18 protein-coding genes are annotated in these 17896 nt (G+C 59.7%); 4 read left to right on the top strand and 14 right to left on the bottom strand.

Annotated elements, in window-relative coordinates; all coding sequences use genetic code 11:
• Nucleotides 1-121: 121 nt before the first annotated feature.
• Nucleotides 122-706 (bottom strand): DUF1454 family protein, encoded by a 585-nt coding sequence (locus ACMGG9_RS22995; RefSeq protein ID WP_033645207.1) that lies wholly within the window; start codon nucleotides 704-706, stop codon nucleotides 122-124.
• Nucleotides 707-905: 199 nt separating this feature from the next.
• On the opposite strand from ACMGG9_RS22995, the gene ACMGG9_RS22990 reads away from it, so the two are divergent.
• Nucleotides 906-1325 (top strand): DUF805 domain-containing protein, encoded by a 420-nt coding sequence (locus ACMGG9_RS22990; protein WP_016929710.1) that lies wholly within the window; start codon nucleotides 906-908, stop codon nucleotides 1323-1325.
• An 11-nt stretch (nucleotides 1326-1336) separates the two neighbouring features.
• Here the strand turns inward: ACMGG9_RS22990 and fpr are convergent, their stop codons facing one another.
• Nucleotides 1337-2083: a ferredoxin--NADP(+) reductase gene (gene fpr, locus ACMGG9_RS22985; protein ID WP_414161745.1), complete on the bottom strand. Its 747-nt coding sequence runs from the start codon at nucleotides 2081-2083 to the stop codon at nucleotides 1337-1339.
• Nucleotides 2084-2086: 3 nt separating this feature from the next.
• The gene (locus ACMGG9_RS22980) at nucleotides 2087-2698 is read right to left on the bottom strand and encodes a helix-turn-helix transcriptional regulator (protein WP_170853168.1); all 612 of its coding nucleotides are present in this window, start codon (nucleotides 2696-2698) and stop codon (nucleotides 2087-2089) included.
• A gap of 298 nt (nucleotides 2699-2996) precedes the next feature.
• On the opposite strand from ACMGG9_RS22980, the gene emrD reads away from it, so the two are divergent.
• Entirely contained in the window at nucleotides 2997-4181 is a 1185-nt protein-coding gene (gene emrD, locus ACMGG9_RS22975; RefSeq protein WP_033645209.1) for a multidrug efflux MFS transporter EmrD, read from the top strand.
• A 194-nt stretch (nucleotides 4182-4375) separates the two neighbouring features.
• On the opposite strand, the gene glpX is transcribed toward emrD, so the two are convergent.
• The 3 genes from glpX to ACMGG9_RS22960 form a co-directional block, all read right to left on the bottom strand.
• Nucleotides 4376-5386 carry a class II fructose-bisphosphatase gene (gene glpX, locus ACMGG9_RS22970; protein WP_099784704.1) on the bottom strand — a complete coding sequence of 337 codons (1011 nt, stop codon included), beginning with the start codon at nucleotides 5384-5386 and terminating at the stop codon, nucleotides 4376-4378.
• Between the two features lie 129 nt (nucleotides 5387-5515).
• Nucleotides 5516-7024, bottom strand: a complete 1509-nt coding sequence (gene glpK / locus ACMGG9_RS22965) for a glycerol kinase GlpK (protein ID WP_025304664.1) — start codon at nucleotides 7022-7024, stop codon at nucleotides 5516-5518.
• A 42-nt stretch (nucleotides 7025-7066) separates the two neighbouring features.
• On the bottom strand, nucleotides 7067-7912 hold the full coding sequence (locus ACMGG9_RS22960; protein ID WP_004931095.1) for an MIP/aquaporin family protein: 846 nt from the start codon (nucleotides 7910-7912) through the stop codon (nucleotides 7067-7069).
• A gap of 524 nt (nucleotides 7913-8436) precedes the next feature.
• On the opposite strand from ACMGG9_RS22960, the gene zapB reads away from it, so the two are divergent.
• Nucleotides 8437-8676, top strand: a complete 240-nt coding sequence (zapB, locus tag ACMGG9_RS22955; protein ID WP_004931092.1) for a septal ring assembly protein ZapB — start codon at nucleotides 8437-8439, stop codon at nucleotides 8674-8676.
• A 60-nt stretch (nucleotides 8677-8736) separates the two neighbouring features.
• Here zapB and rraA read toward each other — a convergent pair whose 3' ends face one another.
• The 7 genes from rraA to priA all read right to left on the bottom strand — a co-directional run bounded on the left by rraA (nucleotide 8737) and on the right by priA (nucleotide 16805).
• Nucleotides 8737-9222, bottom strand: a complete 486-nt coding sequence (gene rraA, locus ACMGG9_RS22950; protein WP_004931090.1) for a ribonuclease E activity regulator RraA — start codon at nucleotides 9220-9222, stop codon at nucleotides 8737-8739.
• 75 nt (nucleotides 9223-9297) lie between these two features.
• On the bottom strand, nucleotides 9298-10215 hold the full coding sequence (locus tag ACMGG9_RS22945) for a 1,4-dihydroxy-2-naphthoate polyprenyltransferase (RefSeq protein WP_042785561.1): 918 nt from the start codon (nucleotides 10213-10215) through the stop codon (nucleotides 9298-9300).
• 96 nt (nucleotides 10216-10311) lie between these two features.
• Nucleotides 10312-11646 carry an HslU--HslV peptidase ATPase subunit gene (gene hslU, locus ACMGG9_RS22940; RefSeq protein ID WP_033645212.1) on the bottom strand — a complete coding sequence of 445 codons (1335 nt, stop codon included), beginning with the start codon at nucleotides 11644-11646 and terminating at the stop codon, nucleotides 10312-10314.
• A 12-nt stretch (nucleotides 11647-11658) separates the two neighbouring features.
• Nucleotides 11659-12189, bottom strand: coding sequence for an ATP-dependent protease subunit HslV (gene hslV / locus ACMGG9_RS22935; protein ID WP_004931085.1), 531 nt, complete (start codon nucleotides 12187-12189; stop codon nucleotides 11659-11661).
• Nucleotides 12190-12291: 102 nt separating this feature from the next.
• Nucleotides 12292-13224 (bottom strand): cell division protein FtsN, encoded by a 933-nt coding sequence (gene ftsN, locus ACMGG9_RS22930; protein WP_033645213.1) that lies wholly within the window; start codon nucleotides 13222-13224, stop codon nucleotides 12292-12294.
• Between the two features lie 65 nt (nucleotides 13225-13289).
• Nucleotides 13290-14318 (bottom strand): DNA-binding transcriptional regulator CytR, encoded by a 1029-nt coding sequence (gene cytR / locus ACMGG9_RS22925; protein ID WP_025304661.1) that lies wholly within the window; start codon nucleotides 14316-14318, stop codon nucleotides 13290-13292.
• 291 nt (nucleotides 14319-14609) lie between these two features.
• Entirely contained in the window at nucleotides 14610-16805 is a 2196-nt protein-coding gene (priA, locus tag ACMGG9_RS22920) for a primosomal protein N' (protein WP_414161744.1), read from the bottom strand.
• 200 nt (nucleotides 16806-17005) lie between these two features.
• Between priA and rpmE the strand changes: the two genes are divergently transcribed.
• The gene (gene rpmE, locus ACMGG9_RS22915; protein ID WP_004931078.1) at nucleotides 17006-17221 is read left to right on the top strand and encodes a 50S ribosomal protein L31; all 216 of its coding nucleotides are present in this window, start codon (nucleotides 17006-17008) and stop codon (nucleotides 17219-17221) included.
• Nucleotides 17222-17298: 77 nt separating this feature from the next.
• Here rpmE and metJ read toward each other — a convergent pair whose 3' ends face one another.
• On the bottom strand, nucleotides 17299-17616 hold the full coding sequence (gene metJ / locus ACMGG9_RS22910) for a met regulon transcriptional regulator MetJ (RefSeq protein WP_004931076.1): 318 nt from the start codon (nucleotides 17614-17616) through the stop codon (nucleotides 17299-17301).
• Between the last annotated feature and the right edge of the window lie 280 nt (nucleotides 17617-17896).

The raw sequence follows: 17896 nt of genomic DNA, 5'->3' as shown, positions 1-17896 counted from the left end.
TCCTCCAACTAGGGAACGCGAGAGTCGAAATGACAACTGCCGGACCGGCAGTTTACCTGCCCAACAGTATAGAGATCATTAAGCGCGAAGGCTTTGCTTTTCGTCATTAAATGCCGCGCCGTTACGGCTCGGAAAGCGCCAGCTTAATCGGTTCAACCGCGAAGGTGACCCCTTTATCGCCGTTGTCCGAGACGACATAGCGAATGGCGCCGACCTGCTGTTGGTAAAAACGCGATCCTTTGCCTTTTTCCAGCAGGCTGTTCACCTTGTTCTGACTCTGTTCCACCGTCAGCGCCGGTTCGAACTGACGCATCAGCGCCGCCATGTAGTTGATGGCGATGGCGCGCGCGGCTTTTTCTTCATTGGCCTGCTGCAGCGGCAGATGTGTGATCTGCAACGTTTTGATTTTACCGGTACCTTTCTCCAGTGCGGTGGAGGCGTACAGGTTTTCGTTGAGTTTACTGGCGGCGCGCGTCAGCAGCGGCGAATCGTCTTCGGCGGCGGGAATGGCGCGGAATTCGCCAATCGGCAGCTTCGGGTTATCGCGGTTGTACTTTTCACGGAATTTAATCACCGTCAGGTCGAACGTCGGCGCGCCGGCCAGCAGGTAAGGCGCGGTCGGTTTCGCTTCGGCGGCGGGCGGTTCGGCCCAGGCGCTGGCGGCGGCCTGCAGCAGGCAGGCGATGGCGAGGGTTTTTCTCAGCATGGCGTATGGCATCAAGGACAAAGATGGCTCCGATTAAAGCGATAACCCGCAGGCCTTGTCAAAGATCCCACGCCATTATCGGTTCGCTGACGAGAAAGCTGTGCGGCGCGCCGCGTTATGCGAGGCGGAAAACTCGGCCCGGCAGCGCCTATGTTACACTGCGGCGCAGAATATGGGCAGGCTTAGAGCGCAGGAATCGATGACGTTACAACAGTGGTGTTTTTCTTTTAAGGGCCGCATCGGGCGGCGCGACTTCTGGATCTGGATGGGGCTGTGGCTGGTGCTGATGGCGGCGGCGTTTACGCTGGCCAACTATCAGCTGATCGCCATCCAATCCATCGCTTTCTTTATCGTGGCGCTGCTGTGGCCGACGGCGGCGGTGCTGGTCAAGCGCCTGCACGATCGCAACAAGGCCGGCTGGTGGGCGCTGCTGCTGATCCTGGCGTGGATGCTGGCGGCGGGGAACTGGCAGATGCTGGCACCGATCTGGCAATGGGGCGTCGGGCGTTTCATTCCGACGCTGATTATCGTGATGATGATGATCGATTTGGGCGCCTTCGTCGGCACGCCGGGAGACAATCGGTTCGGCCCGGAAGCCGAACCGGTGAAGTTCCGCTGATCCCCGCCGGGTTACCAGTAGTGTTCGCTGGTGATATGGCCCGGCTTGCGGCGCAGGTGCTTGCGCATCTGGCGTTGGTCTTTCAGCGTTTGCTGCGTATCTCGCACCATTTGCGGGTTGCCGCACAGCATCACGTGGCTGGTTTCGGCGTCGATGGTCAAGCCGATCGCCGCTTCCAGTAGGCCGTCCTCGATCAGCGCCGGCACGCGGCCGGTCAGTGAGCCGGGCGTCTCTTCACGGCTGACGACGGTCTGGATGCGCAGCTTGCCGTTGTAGCGTTGCTGCAGTTGCTGCATCAGCGGCAGGTAGCTCAGGTCGCGCGCAAAACGCGCGGCGTGCACCAGCACCAGGTTGTTAAAGCGCTCGAGGCCGGCGCCTTGCTGCAGAATCGATAAATAGGGGCCGATGGCGGTGCCGGTCGCCAGCATCCACAGCGTGTCGCAGTCGGGCACCTCGTCCAGCACGAAGAAGCCGGCGGCTTCTTTGGTCACCATCAGGTCCGATCCCGGCCGCAGCTGATTGAGGCGCGGGCTCAGTTTACCTTCCGGCACCGTGACCAGATAGAACTCCAGGTTGGCGTCATCGGGGGCATTGACGTAGGAGTAGGCGCGCTGCACCCGTTCACCGTCGATCTCCAGCGCCAGCTTGGCGAATTGCCCGGCGGTGAAAGGATCGATGGGGGCATTGACCACCAGGCTGAACAGCCCGTCGGTCCATTGTTTTACCTGCGTAACCTTGCCGTTTACCCATTCAGCCATACTCTAAAGCTCCCGTGGTCGAATCAAATAAGCACAATGTCGTGAGCCGGAAATGGCGTGCGCGGTGCGCTCTACCCGGTAGTCGTTGCCGAACAGGCGGTGAAACAGCTGCAGCTCGGAATTGCACAGGCTGCTGCAGTTGGAACCGGCCACGCCGATCGGACAGTGGTTTTCCACCAGCAGCGCACCGTGCGGATGATCGAGCAATTCGGCCATGTAACCGTCGTGTTGCCGCAGGCGAACCAGGCGGGTTAGCCGATCCTGATGGCTGCGCTCGGCGGACAGCTCTTCGGCATAGCGCAGATAAAGCTGCTCTTCGCGCGCGGTGAGCAACGGTTCCACGCCGGCACAGCCAAACAGCTGCAGCGCGGATTCCCGCAGTCGCTCCTGATCGTCGGCCGTGTAGGCGTGCCCCCGCTCGGTCAGCGACCAGTAGCGCGTCGGGCGGCCGACCTTGCTGCGCGCTTCTTCGTAACAAACCAGCTCACGTTTTTCCAGGGATTGCAGATGTTGTCGGATGCCCATCGGCGTGATGTCCAGACGCTCCGCCAGCATTTTGGCGGAGTGCGGGCCGAGAGCCTTTAACTGCAATAAAATCAGCTCAGGTGTTTTCATGAACCAAATCCCTATGGTGTTATTTTATTTCAAGTTGATGAAAATAATTATCGATTAAATGCTAAAGCGCAGCTACTGCAAACGCGCTAATTTTTACCCCCAAAGCGTTAGACGTACAGTTTAATTTACGAGCCTGGTCGGGTTTGCTGCCAGTGTGACCTGGATCAATATTTGTCTGAAACTCGCTAAAAAAATCAGATTTGATTAGCTTATGCCGCCATAGAGGGCTGCTCGCCGTTCTGGCTGCTGCAACGGCCATACCGGGACGCTGTGACGAGTTGAAACGTTAACGAAGATAATGAGAAAACTAGAGAACTTTCACCTGCTGGTGATGCTTATCCTGTTGGTCGCCGTCGGCCAGATGGCGCAAACCATTTATGTTCCCGTTATTGCTGACATCGCTCACGATCTGTCGGTGCGCACCGGCGCCGTGCAGCGGGTGATGGCGGCGTATTTGCTGACCTACGGTTTCTCCCAGCTGATTTACGGGCCGATATCGGATCGTATCGGGCGTCGTCCGGTGATCCTGACCGGCATGATGATCTTCCTGGTGGGGGCGCTGGGCGCGCTGCTGTCGACCAACCTGACGATGCTGGTCGCCGCCAGCGCCATCCAGGGCATGGGCACCGGCGTGGCGGGCGTGATGGCGCGCACCATGCCGCGCGATCTGTATGCCGGCACCGCGCTGCGCTATGCCAACAGCCTGCTGAATATGGGGATTTTGGTCAGCCCGCTGCTGGCGCCGGTGATCGGCGGCGCGCTGGCGATGGTGTTCGGCTGGCGAGCCTGTTACGCCTTCCTGCTGGCGCTGTGCGCCTGCGTCGCCTTCGCGATGTTCCGCTGGCTGCCGGAGACCCGTCCGGTCCAGACAGAAAAACGCCGCATGCTGGCTAGTTTCCGCCAGCTGCTGAGCGACAGCACCTTCAGTTGCTATCTGGTGATGCTGATCGGCGCGCTGGCGGGGATTGCGGTATTTGAAGCCAGCTGCGGCGTGTTGATGGGCGGTGTGTTGGGGCTGAGCGGCCTGACCGTCAGCATCCTGTTCATTCTGCCGATCCCGGCGGCGTTTTTCGGCGCCTGGTACGCCGGGCGCGACGGCAAGACCTTCCATACGCTGATGTGGCATTCGGTGATTAGCTGCCTGCTGGCGGGAGCGATGATGTGGATCCCGGGCTGGTTCGGCGTAATGAACATCTGGACGCTGATCGTGCCGGCTGCATTGTTCTTCTTCGGCGCCGGCATGCTGTTCCCGCTGGCGACCACCGGGGCGATGGAGCCGTTCCCCTATCTGGCCGGCGCGGCGGGCGCGTTGGTGGGCGGCATGCAGAACATGGGCTCCGGTCTGGCGACCTGGCTTTCCGCCATGCTGCCGCAAACCGGGCAGTTCAGCCTCGGCTTGCTGATGTTCGCGATGGCTGTGCTGATCCTGCTGTGCTGGTGGCCGTTGTCCAACCGGATGCAGCATCAGGGACACACCGCATAACGACAGGGCGCCATTCGGCGCCCTCATACCGTTGACAAAGGGGAGAAAAAGCGTGGTTTTTCCCCCCTTTGCGGGGATCAGCCGAAAATCAATAAATTGATTTTCCTTGTTTTCTATTCGCTGCTCTCTGCCAACCCGGCAAGGGCATGAGGTTTGTCATCAATCATCAGGGCGCCATTCGGCGCCCTGTTTCGTTACAGCAGAAACTCGTGCAGCGCCGGGTCTTTGCGATCCAGATAGTGGGTTGAACGGATACGGCGAAGGGTGCGCGACTTGCCGCGGATCAGTAACGTTTCGGTCGTGGCCATGTTGCCCTTGCGGCTGATGCCCTCCAGCAAATCGCCCTTGGTGATGCCGGTAGCGGAGAAGATGACGTTGTCGTTGCGCGCCATCTGGTCCAGGCGCAAGACCTGACCGGCCTCGATGCCCATCTCACGGCAGCGTGCCAGCTCCTGCTCGCCGAGGCGGCGGTTCTCGGGGCTGTCGCCTTTCACTTCATGGCGCGCCAGCAAACGCGCCTGCATGTCGCCGTCCAGCGCGCGGATCACCGCGGCGGAGATCACCCCTTCCGGCGCGCCGCCGATGCCGTACATCACATCGACTTCGCTTTCCGGCATGCAGGTGAGAATGGAGGCCGCCACGTCGCCGTCAGGAATGGCGAACACCCGCACGCCCAACTGCTGCATCTGCGCGATGACGCCGTCGTGGCGCGGTTTGGCCAACACGATGACCGTCAGCTGTGACAAGGGTTTGTCCAGCCGCGCGGCGACGTTCCGCAGGTTCTCCGCCAGCGGCAGATTGAGATCGATGGCGCCGCGCGCCGCCGGGCCGACCACCAGCTTCTCCATATACATGTCCGGCGCGTGCAGGAAGGTGCCGCGATCGCCCACCGCCAAGACCGCCAGCGCGTTGGACTGGCCCATGGCGGTCATGCGGGTGCCCTCGATCGGATCGACCGCGATGTCGACCGCGTCGCCCTGGCCGCTGCCGACCTGCTCGCCGATATACAGCATCGGCGCTTCGTCGATCTCGCCTTCGCCAATCACGATGCGGCCATCGATATCCACCTTGTTGAGCATGATGCGCATGGCGTGGACCGCCGCGCCGTCGGCGGCGTTCTTGTCGCCGCGTCCCAGCCATTTGTAGCCCGCCAGCGCGGCGGCTTCGGTAACGCGGGAAAATTCGATGGCTAATTCACGTTTCATGGCAAACCTGTCTGTGAGAAAGGGAAGAAAATATCGGCAAAGTCTATCACAGCGCGGCGGCGGCGGGGCGGGGCAAAAAAAAGCGCCGCCCGCAGGCAGCGCAATTTGGGGGTAACGGCAAGGCTGGGTTTAATCGTGATCTTCCCACGCCTGCGCGCGAGCCACCGCTTTTTTCCAGCCGCTGTAGCGGTAGTTGCGTTCGGTGGTTTCGATGCTTGGGCGGAATTCACGCTCAATCACCGCTTTGCTCTTCACTTCATCCAGATCGTTCCAGTAGCCGATGGCCAGGCCCGCCAGGAACGCGGCGCCCAACGCCGTCGATTCACGCACTTCAGGGCGCTCTACGCGGGTGCCGAGGATATCGGACTGGAACTGCATCAGGAAGTTGTTGGCGACCGCGCCGCCGTCCACGCGCAGCGATTGCAGGCGGGTGTTGGCGTCGGCCTGCATGGCGTCCAGCACGTCGCGCGTCTGGAAGGCGATGGATTCCAGCGTGGCGCGGATGATGTGGTTACTGTTGGCACCGCGGGTCAGGCCGAAGATGGCGCCGCGGGCATACGGATCCCAGTAGGGCGCGCCCAGGCCGGTGAAGGCCGGCACCACATAGACGCCGTTGCTGTCTTTCACCTTGGTGGCGAAATATTCGGAGTCGGCGGCGTCGCTGATCAGTTTCAGCTCGTCGCGCAGCCACTGGATAGACGCACCGCCGATGAACACCGCGCCTTCCAGCGCATAGTTCACTTCGCCGCGCGGGCCGCAGGCGATGGTGGTCAGCAAACCGTTTTTCGAGCGCACCGCTTCTTTGCCGGTGTTCATCAGCAGGAAGCAGCCGGTGCCGTAGGTGTTCTTCGCCATGCCCGGTTGAACGCACAGCTGGCCGTACAATGCCGCTTGCTGGTCGCCGGCGATACCGGCGATAGGAATACGCGTGCCGCCCTTGCCGCCGATGTTGGTCTGGCCGTATACCTCGGAGGAAGGACGGACTTTCGGCAGCATGGCGCGCGGAATGTCCAGCACTTCCAGCATGCGTTCGTCCCAGTCCAGCTCGTGGATGTTGAACATCATGGTGCGTGAGGCATTGGTGTAATCGGTGACGTGTACGCGCCCCTGGGTCATCTTCCACACCAGCCAGGTATCGACGGTGCCGAACAGCAGTTCGCCGCGCTTGGCGCGCTCGCGGGCGCCTTCGACGTTGTCCAGGATCCATTTCACCTTGGTGCCGGAGAAGTAGGGGTCAACCACCAGGCCGGTGTTGTGACGGATGTACTCTTCCAGGCCGTCGCGCTTGAGCTTCTCGCAGATGTCGGCGGTGCGGCGGCACTGCCAGACGATGGCGTTGTAGACCGGCTTGCCGGTCTCTTTTTCCCAGACGATGGTGGTTTCGCGCTGGTTGGTGATGCCGATGCCGGCGATCTGATCGGAATTGATGTCGGCCTTCGCCAGCACTTCTACCAGCGTCGAGCTTTGCGACGCCCAGATCTCCATCGGGTCGTGCTCAACCCAGCCGGCCTTTGGATAGATCTGCGGGAATTCGCGTTGCGATACCGCAACGATGTTGGCGTCGTGATCGAGCACGACGGCGCGTGAGCTGGTGGTCCCTTGGTCGAGTGCGACAATGTATTTTTTTTCTACAGTCATGGTAATTATCCTGCTGTTGTTAACCGTTTAAAACTGCACCCATCACGCTTTACGCTGCTGGGTCTTGGCGTCGGGCTCTTCTTCCGTCACGCAGACGTCGCACGGCAGGTGGCGGCCAATCAGCGCGCGGTAACCGAAAGCGCCCAGGCCACAGCCGACGATAGGGGCGAAGATCGGCACCAGGAAGTACGGGATGTCGCGCGCGCCGGTGAAGGCGACTTTGCCCCAGCCGGCCAGGTAGGCGAACAGTTTCGGCCCGAAGTCACGCGCCGGGTTCAACGCAAAGCCGGTCAATGGTCCCATGGAGGCGCCGATCACGGCAATCAGAATACCGATCAGTAGCGGCGCCAGCGGGCCGCGCGGAATGCCGTTGCCGTCGTCGGTCAGCGCCAGGATCAGGCACATCAGGATCGCAGCGATCACCATTTCTACCAGGAAGGCCTGGCCGACGGAGATGTGCGCGTTAGGGTAAGTCGAGAAGATGCCGGCCAGTTCAAGGCTTTCGTTGCTGCCGCGCACCATATGGTGAGCCGCTTCGAAGTCGAAGAACAGGTTGTAGTACAGCCCGTAGACCAGGGCGGCGGCGCAGAAGGCGCCGGCGATCTGCGCAATGATGTAAGGCACCACTTTGCGCCCGTCGAAGCAGGCGAACAGCCACAGGGCGAGGGTGACCGCCGGGTTGAGATGCGCGCCGGAAATGGCGGCGGTCAGATAGATGGCCATGGCGACGCCGAGGCCCCAAATGATGCTGATTTCCCACTGGCCGAAGCTGGCGCCCGCCAGTTTCAGTGCGGCAACGCAGCCTACGCCAAAGAAGATCAGCAGCGCCGTGCCGAGGAACTCGGCGATGCACTGGCCTTTTAATGTCGGACTGGTGGTTTGGCTCATAATGTTGGTGTCCTGCAAAACGGCGGTTGTTGGTTTATAGGCTCAGCCAGGTATACATCTGACCTATGGGCACAGTTTTTTTCATCTCGTCCAATTATTGAATGAGGACGTGATGTAAATTTATCGTTAACGAACATAAACGAGAAATAGCGAAATCAAAATGTGTGTGGCGTGTCATAAAATTGAGCGATTTCGCGTCGTTCAGTGTTCTTTCTGAGCCATAAAAGTGTGATCTGACCAGTGGTTTGGCGAGGGGCGTTAACAACTCGCGGCGGCGGCTGCGGGGATTTTCAGTTTTTACTGATGGCGAGGGCAGGAAAATTGCAACAGACTGCGCGATGATCCGGTATGTTGCTAGACAGGCGGAGACTGGCTACTTACAATCGTTTTTAACGAATCGAGACTGGCGCGCCTTCCGTAACGGCGCGCGTCACTGAGCGCGATGCAATATTCGCAGTAGCTGCAGCCGACGTTGCGGCCGCTACTTATAGATGTACGCCTTGCTATCATGAGGGGACTGAAGCATGTCATTTGAAGTATTTGAGAAACTGGAAGCAAAAGTACAGCAGGCGATTGATACCATCACCTTGTTGCAGATGGAAATTGAAGAGCTGAAAGACAAAAACAACTCTCTGTCGCAGGAAGTTCAGGCTGCCTCCGGCAACCACGAAGCGCTGGTGCGCGAAAACCAACAGCTGAAAGAAGAACAGCACGTATGGCAAGATCGCCTGCGCGCGCTGCTGGGCAAAATGGAAGAGGTTTGATTCCTTACGCCATGCAGCAACGAAAAGGGCGCCTGAGGCGCCCTTTTTCATGTCCGAAAATCACTCGATGTCGAGCGGGTCTTCGGAGAGGATGATGCCGGTGTTGTCGGCATACAGGTGGTCGCCGGAGAAGAAGGTGACGCCGCCGAAGTTGACGCGGATATCGCTTTCGCCCACGCCTTCGCTTACGGCACCCGCCGGGATCGCCGCCATCGCCTGAATGCCGATGTCGAGTTCTTCCAGATCGTCCACCTGGCGCACCGCGCCGTACACCACGATGCCTTCCCATTCGTTCTGGGCGGCCAGGCGCGCCAGTTCGGCGTTGATCAGCGCCCGGCGTACCGAACCGCCGCCGTCGACCAACAGCACGCGGCCGCGACCGTTTTCTTCAAGCAGATCGAATAACAGGCCGTTATCCTCAAAGCATTTCACCGTGGTGATCTGCCCGCCAAATGAAGTACGCCCGCCAAAATTGGAGAACAGAGGTTCAACAACGTTCACCTCTTCATGATAGATGTCGCAAAGTTCGGAAGTATCGTATTTCATAGGATTTTACGTCTGTTTGCCGCAGGAATGTTCAGTATATCCCTTTATTCGCCCTGTTGGCAAAATCATCAGTTTTTAACTGAGCGCCACGCCGATGGCGAACAGCAGATTGGCCAGCAACGCCGCCTTGACCATATGCTCCAGCATCGGCCGCATGCCGACCGGCGTCGGATCGCGCAGCACGCGCAGGCCGTGGCGCACCAGCAGCGGGATCGCCAGCACGAACAGCCAACCCCACGGGCTGTGGAGGTTGAACAGCGTGAACAGCGCGAAACACAGCACCGCGCCGCCGAGCAGCAGGGCGTGGTAAATGCGCGCCTTGTGCGGGCCGAGACGCACCGCCAGCGTATTCTTGCCGTTTTCGCGATCGCTTTCGATATCGCGCAGATTGTTGATGTTGAGTACCGCCGTCGCCAGCAGGCCGCAGGCGGTGGCCGGTAGCATCACGACGCTGTCGAAGGTGTGCGTCTGCAAATAGTAGGTGCCGGCCACGCTCAGCCAGCCGAAGAACACCAGCACCGAGATGTCGCCCAGCCCCAAATACCCGTAGGGTTTGTTGCCGACGGTGTAGGTGATGGCCGCCACGATAGACAGCCCGCCCAGCACCAGGAAGCCCACCACGTCGCTGGGTTGCTCGCAGGCGACGGCGATCAGCGAACAGCCGGCGATGGCGATCAGCACTACCGTCACCACCAGCGCCCGTTTCATCTGCGCCTGGGTGATCATGCCTTTTTGCATGCCGCGCAACGGCCCGATGCGATCTTCTTTGTCGCTGCCTTTAACCGCATCGCCGTAGTCATTCGCCAGGTTGGAGAGGATCTGCAGCAGACCGGCGGTCACCAGCGCCAGCAGCGCCACTTCAGGTTTCAGGCTGCCGTGCCAGGCGGCGATCGCCGAGCCGACCACGATGGAGGCAAAGGCCAACGGCAGGGTGCGGGGGCGTAGACTTTCGAGCCAGGCGGAAATCGGGGTGGTGGAGGTTGATGAGCTCATGTTTCGCTTCTGTCAGTAAGTTGCGGTGTCCGTTAGAAATAATTGTGGGAGGCAATGCCTCCCACACAGATGACTGACAAGACAATGATTGAGCGATTATAGGATAAAACGACTCAAATCTTCATCCGCCACCAGTTCATCCAGATGACTGCGCACGTAATCCGCATCAATTGTAATGGATTGGCCATTAATTTCACTCGCATCGTAGGAAATATCTTCCATCAGACGCTCCAGCACGGTGTGCAGACGACGCGCGCCGATGTTCTCGGTGCTTTCGTTGACCTGCCACGCGGCTTCGGCGATGCGGCGGATGCCGTCGGCGGTGAACTCGATATTGACGCCTTCGGTGCCCATCAGCGCTTTGTACTGTTCGGTCAGCGACGCGCTCGGCTCGGTCAGGATGCGCTCGAAGTCTTCGGTGGTCAGCGCCTGCAGCTCAACGCGGATCGGCAGACGGCCCTGCAGTTCCGGGATCAGATCCGACGGATTGGCGGTCTGGAACGCGCCGGAAGCGATGAACAGAATGTGGTCGGTTTTCACCATGCCGTGCTTGGTGGACACGGTGCAGCCTTCCACCAGCGGCAGCAGATCGCGCTGCACGCCTTCGCGGGAAACGTCCGGGCCGGAGCTTTGGCCGCCGCGCTTACAGATTTTGTCGATCTCATCGATAAACACGATGCCGTGCTGCTCAACCGCTTCGATCGCCTGCTCTTTCAGCTCTTCCGGGTTCACCAGCTTGGCGGCTTCTTCTTCCACCAGCAGCTTGAAGGCTTCTTTGATCTTCAGCTTGCGCGGTTTTTGCTTTTGGCCGCCGAGGTTCTGGAACATCGACTGCAGCTGGTTGGTCATCTCCTCCATGCCCGGAGGCGCCATGATTTCCACGCCCATCGGTGCGGCGGCCAGATCGATTTCGATCTCTTTGTCATCCAGCTGGCCTTCGCGCAGTTTCTTGCGGAATGCCTGGCGGGCGGCGGACGGTTCCTGGCCTTCTTCCGGCTGGCCCCAGTTGTTTTTGGCCGGCGGGATCAGCACGTCGAGAATGCGCTCTTCGGCCAACTCTTCGGCACGGGTGCGGTTTTTCTCGATCGACTGCATGCGCACCATTTTGATGGCGGCATCGGTCAGATCGCGAATGATGGAGTCCACTTCTTTGCCCACATAGCCCACTTCGGTGAACTTGGTGGCTTCAACCTTGATGAACGGCGCGTTGGCCAGCTTCGCCAGACGGCGGGCGATTTCGGTTTTACCGACGCCGGTCGGGCCGATCATCAGAATGTTTTTCGGGGTCACTTCGTGACGCAGCATCTCGTTGAGCTGCATCCGGCGCCAGCGGTTGCGCAGGGCAATGGCGACAGCGCGTTTGGCCTTGTTTTGGCCAATGATATAGCTGTCCAGTTCGCTGACGATCTCGCGCGGGGTCATTTCAGACATGGTATTCGATCCTTACGCTTTGGAAGGCAATTCTTCAATGGTGTGGAAATGGTTGGTGTAAATACAGATGTCGCCGGCGATGTTGAGGGATTTCTCAACGATGTCGCGGGCGCTCAGCTCGGTATTTTCCAACATGGCGCGGGCGGCGGCCTGGGCGTACGGGCCGCCGGAGCCGATGGCGATCAGATCGTTTTCCGGCTGCACCACATCGCCGTTGCCGGTGATGATCAGCGAGGCGGTTTCATCGGCGACCGCCAGCAGCGCTTCGAGCTTGCGCAGCATGCGGTCGGTGCGCCAGTCTTTCGCCAGCTCGACGGCGGCTTTCACCAGGTGGCCCTGATGCATTTCCAGTTTGCGTTCAAACAGTTCAAACAGCGTGAAGGCGTCAGCGGTGCCACCGGCGAAACCGGCGATCACTTTGTCGTTATACAGGCGACGCACTTTCTTGACGTTCCCCTTCATCACCGTATTACCCAGGGTTGCCTGGCCATCACCACCGATGACGACCTGGCCGTTGCGGCGTACGCTTACAATTGTTGTCACGAGCAGACCCTCGTTAAAGACGGAAAGAAGTCCCCGCAGCGCCTGCTTTCGCAGACGCTACGAGGCATATTGAGAGTATAGATGGGGGGGGATTGACGCTTTTCAACCCCCAACGGAGAGGGGAATGCAACTCGACATGCCGACGCCCTTTAGGCGCGAAAGGGTTTTGTCCGCTGCGGCGCGGCTGCTGTAGGGGCCGAGCACCACGCGATTCCAACCGCCACCGGCGGTGATGCGGCTCTCGATGCCCTCGAACGCCAGGCGCGCACGCACGGATTCAGCCTGATCGGTGGCGCGGAACGAACCGCATTGCACCATCCACTTCTGTTTCGATTCCGGTTTGGTGTCCTGCTTGGCCGTTTCCTGTTTCACTTCCGGTTTGGGCTCCGGCTTCGGTTGCGGCTTCGGCTCAGGCTGTTTCACCTGCGCCGGCGGCGGGGTGACTTGCTTCGGCTGCTGGTGCTGCTGCACCGGCGCGGTGGTGGCTCCGTTGTTGAACGGGTTGCGCGGCGCCTGAGTGACCTGCTGCTGTTGCTGTACCGGCTGCTGCTGCATTTGCGGTTGTTGCATCTGCTGCTGGCGGTTGCCGCGCGCGTTGGCCTGGCCCGGATCGTTATACGGCACTTCATTCAGCTGCGTCGGGCGCTGTTGCATGTCGGCCTGCATCTGCTCCAGCAGTTGCCGTTGTTCGGCGGTCAGCTGAGTTTTGGAATTGAGCTCGCCGCCGGCCGTCGGTTCGGTCGGGGTTTGCACGCCGATCTGTCGGTTTTCCAGCTCTTTGATATAGCGCCAGCGCTCTTCCGGCTTCGGCGGCAGGCCGTTGCCTGGGCGAGTGGTGTGCGCAGGCAACAACGGCGCGTCTTCCGGCTTGTTGTGCGTAATGAAATAGAGGCCACCGACAAAGACAACCAGCAACGCGACGGCTAACGCCAGCACGGTTTTGGAAACCTTCGGAGAACTGCGTTTTTTACGGCTGGGGGTTTTGCGCTTAGCTCCTGCTGCGCGCCCACGGCTTACATAGTCTTTTTGTGCCACTATTATTCCGCTGTGTCCTGATGAGAGGATAAGTCCGTCATGTTACTGAACCCTAAAATATTTGACTAGCGTTTCGGAGCAGCGGTGCTGCCTCTGATAATCAATTCACTGTCCAAGAGTCGGGAGCCGCTGGCCACCGTCTGGCCGTTCAACTGCTCCAACAGCAACAACATCGCCTGCTGGCCGATCTGGAAGCGCGGCTGCGCCACCGTGGTCAGCGGCGGATCGCAATACTGCGCCAGCTTGAGGTCGTCAAAGCCGACGATCGACAGATCCTGCGGTACCCGCAGCCCCATTTTCTTCGCCTGGGACAGCACGCCGATCGCCATGACGTCGCTGTGGCAGAACACCGCCGTCGGCGGTTTCGGCTGAGCCATCAACTGGGTCAGCGCTTGCGCGCCGGCTTCGTAGGTAAAATCACCCCGGGTAATATAGCTGCTTTCGACGGTAATGCCATTACGGCGTAGCGCTTGAACATAACCTTGCAGCCGATAATGGCTCAGCGGCATCTGTTCCGGCCCGGCGACGCAGGCGATCTGCCGGTGCCCCAATTGATGCAAATAATGCACGGCTTCAAAGGCGGCGGTCAGGTTGTCGATATGCACCGTCGGCAGTTCCAGCTCGGGCGCGAACTCATTGGCCATCACCATCGGCGGCAGGTTGCGCTGCTCTTCCTTGCTGGCGTCGAACGGTAGATTAGAGCCCAGCAGCAGCATGCCGTCGATCTGTTTGGTGATGATCAGATTGACGAAGGTGCGTTCTTGCTGGTTCTGCTGCGCGCAGTCGCCGATCAGCACCAGATAGCCTTGTTGGGCGGCGGTCTGTTCGATCCCCTGGATCACATCCGCGAAAAACGGATCGCAGATGTCGGGCACGATCACCAGGATGGTGCGAGATTCGTTGCGTTTGATATTGCGTGACAGAGCATGAGGAGAATAACCCACGGCCAGCACGGCCTGTTCCACTTTCTGACGCGTTGGCGTTGACACCTTTTCCGGATTCATCAGCGCACGCGATACGGTAGCCGTTGAAACGCCCGCCATTTCGGCGACGTCTTTCATGGTCGCCATGGATAACTCTTTCTTGTGTTCCAACGCCTTTCTCCTTGCGTCAGCCCCATGCCGACGCCACTACTGCTGTTTGCTCACAATGTCCGGCATGCGGTGGCGGGATTGTTGTCATTGAGCGCCACTCGCGTTCGAGCACTCCGTCGCGCTGCGATGTGGCGACAAAATTTGCCCTCGCAGACATTCTAAACAGAATACGCCCCGCCTTTGTTACCTAATTTGCATAAAAAATGTGACCTGAGAAGGTTTTTTAGCGTTCACTCGCAATTTAAAGGGTAAACGTTTGCATGACGGCAGCTAAATCGGACTTTTCCGGGATCAGCTGTCGATCGGATCGACATCCAGCGTCCATTTCACCTTGCGCGTTTGCGGCAGGGTGCCGATCAGCGGCAGCGAGCTTTTCATCAGCTGTTGCAGGACGCGCCGTGTCGGATGCTGCAGCAGCAGCTGCCAGCGGAAACGGCCGCCGCGTTTGGACTGCAGCGCCGGCACCGGGCCCATCACCCACAGCGAATCGTCCTTAAGCGGACTGGCTTCCAACAGATTGCGCAGCTGCTGCAGGAACAGCGGGGCCTGTTGGTTATCGTGATCTTCGGCGCGCACGATGATGTGGCTGGTGTAGGGCGGTAGAAACACGCTGTTGCGCTCCGCTAGCGTCTGTTTGGCGAAGGCGTCGTAACCTTGTTGCAGTAGCACCTGCAATAACGGGTGCTCCGGGTGGTGGGTTTGCAGCAGCACTTCACCCTGTTTGCCCGCTCGCCCCGCGCGCCCGGAGACCTGGGTATAGAGCTGAGCAAAACGCTCGGCGGAGCGGAAGTCGGCGGAGAACAGCGCGCCGTCCACGTCCAGCAACGCCACCAGCGTGACGTCGGGAAAATGGTGGCCCTTGGCCAGCATTTGCGTGCCGATCAGAATGCGCGCTTCGCCGCGATGAATATCCGCCAGATGCTGCTCCAGCGACCCTTTGCGGCTGGTGGTGTCGCGATCGATGCGGGTGATCGGCGTGTCGGGGAACAGCGGCGCCAGCTCATGTTCCAGCTGTTCGGTGCCGACGCCGACCGATACCAGGTGGGTGGAGCCGCACTGCGGGCATTGGTGCGGCACCGGTCGCTGGCTGTCGCAGTGGTGACAGCGCAGCTGGCGCTGATGCTGGTGGAAGGTGTAATAGTGATCGCAGCGCTGGCACTCGGCGATCCAGCCGCACTCGTGGCACAGCAGCGCCGGGGCGTAACCGCGGCGGTTGAGGAACAGCATCACCTGATTGCCGGCTTTTAAATGGTGCTGCATGCTTTTCAAAAGCGGCTGCGACAGGCCGACCTTCAGCGGCAACCCTTTCAGATCGATCAGATGCTGCGCCGCCGGTTTGGCGTTGCCCGCGCGCTGGGTGAGCTTCAACTGGCGATATTTGCCCAGCTGCACGTTGTGCAGCGTTTCCAGTGCCGGCGTGGCGGAGCCCATCACCATCGGGATATCTTCTTCCCGGGCGCGGAACACCGCCAGATCGCGGGCGTGGTAGCGCCAGCCTTCCTGCTGTTTATAAGAGCTGTCGTGCTCTTCGTCGATGATGATAACGCCCAGTTGCCGGAACGGCGTGAACAGCGCCGAGCGGGTGCCGATGACGATAGCGGCTTCGCCGCTGCGCGCGCGCAGCCAAACCGCCAGCCGTTCGCTGTCGTTCAGCCCGGAGTGCAGCACGTCCACCGGCGCGTTGAAGCGCTCGCGAAAGCGGGCGATGGTTTGCGGCGTCAGGCCGATTTCCGGCACCAGCACCAGCGCCTGCCGGCCTTTGGCCAACACGTTTTCCAGCACGCTGAGATACACCTCGGTCTTGCCGGAGCCGGTGACCCCGGCCAGCAGCCAGGCGGCAAACTGCTCATCTTCGCTTCGGATCGCCCCGACGGCGGTAGCCTGTTCGGTATTCAGCCGCAGCCGCTCGCCGAGCACCGCAAAGTTGGGGCGCCAGTCCTGCGTGGCCGCGACCTGAGCGCGCAGATCGATCAGCCCTTTGGCGCGCAGCGACTGCAGGGCGCTTTCCGTCAGCTCAAGCTGGCTGACCTGATGGCGATAGACCGGGCGTTGCAGCAGCGCCGCCAGCGCCTGCTGCTGTTTCGGCGCGCGTTTCAGGCTTTCGGGCGGCGTGGCGCGCCCCTCTTCGGTGGCGAACCACTGCCACAGCGGCGCGGCCTCGGCCGGTTTGCCTTGGCGCAGCAGGATCGGCAGCGCGTGGAACAGCACTTCGCCGATGGGATAGTGGTAGTAATCGCTGGCCCAGCGCAGGATGCGCCACAGGCTGGGGGAGAACAGCGATTCTGTGTCGATCACGCTGTCGATCGGTTTGAGCTTGTCTAACGGCAGTTCGCTGGTGTCGCTGCAGCCGGTGACGATGCCGATTGCATGCTGCCTGCCCCAGGGCACGCCCACGCGCGCGCCGGCCACCGGCTGCATGCCGGGCGGCAGCAGATAGTCGAAGGTGCGGGCGAGGGGGACCGGCAAAGCAACGTGTACGACGGGCATGATCTCATCCAAATTGAAAAAAAGTGGGCATCAGTTTACACGGCGCATCGTCAAATGTACGGTTCCGATTGCGCGCCCCGACTAATGCTGTATAATTTGCCGCCTTTGGTATAATTCGATACCAAAATTCTATTATCAACCACGTGTGGTGTCTGGCGAAACAGGGCTGGATAGCGACACGGCCTTAACTGAGGTTTCCCATGAAACAAGGTATCCACCCAAAATACGAAGAAGTTACTGCTAACTGCTCTTGCGGTAACGTGATGAAGATCCGCTCCACCGTGGGCCACGATCTGAACCTGGACGTTTGTGGCGCATGCCACCCGTTCTACACTGGCAAGCAGCGTGACGTTGCTACCGGTGGCCGCGTTGACCGCTTCAACAAGCGTTTCAGCGTACCAGGCGCTAAGAAATAAGATTTCTTATCGACCGATGAAAAAGGCGCCCTGGGCGCCTTTTTTCTTTTCTGCCGCCGGCGTTCGCCGGGCGGTTCTCAATATTCCCAGGTATCGGGATCGACACCCAGTTCGCGCATCAACGCTTTTGCGGCTTCCGGGATTTCATCGCTGCGCTCTTTGCGCAGGTCTTCATCGTTCGGCAGCGGCTGGCCGGTAAAGGCATGCAGAAACGCTTCGCACAGAAGTTCGCTGTTGGTGGCGTGGCGCAGGTTGTTCACCTGGCGACGGGTCCGTTCGTCGGTGAGGATTTTCAGGACCTTCAGCGGAATGGATACCGTGATCTTTTTGACTTGCTCGCTTTTTTTACCGTGTTCAGCGTAAGGGCTGACATACTCGCCGTTCCACTCAGCCATGGGACACCTTAACTTTGTCAGAAAAATTACAAAATTCTAAAAACCGGCCAATTATGCCCGATCTTCACTGTTCTCACTAAATAAATGTCAATTTTACGCGACCAGGGTCACTGAATGCCCCGCTTCGGCCAGGCATTGCCGCTTAACATCTTATCGTCATGTCATATCGGCATAATTTTAGCGGGTATTGTGTCATTGCTCAATCTATACGCAAAGAAGTTTAGATGTCCAGATGTATTGACGTCTATCAATCCTGCGATTACTCTTTAGGCCTCATTCA

This window comes from Serratia sp. BNK-10, from assembly GCF_047456065.1.
GTDB lineage: Bacteria > Pseudomonadota > Gammaproteobacteria > Enterobacterales > Enterobacteriaceae > Serratia > Serratia ureilytica.
This window is presented reverse-complemented; position numbering and strand designations above follow the sequence as displayed.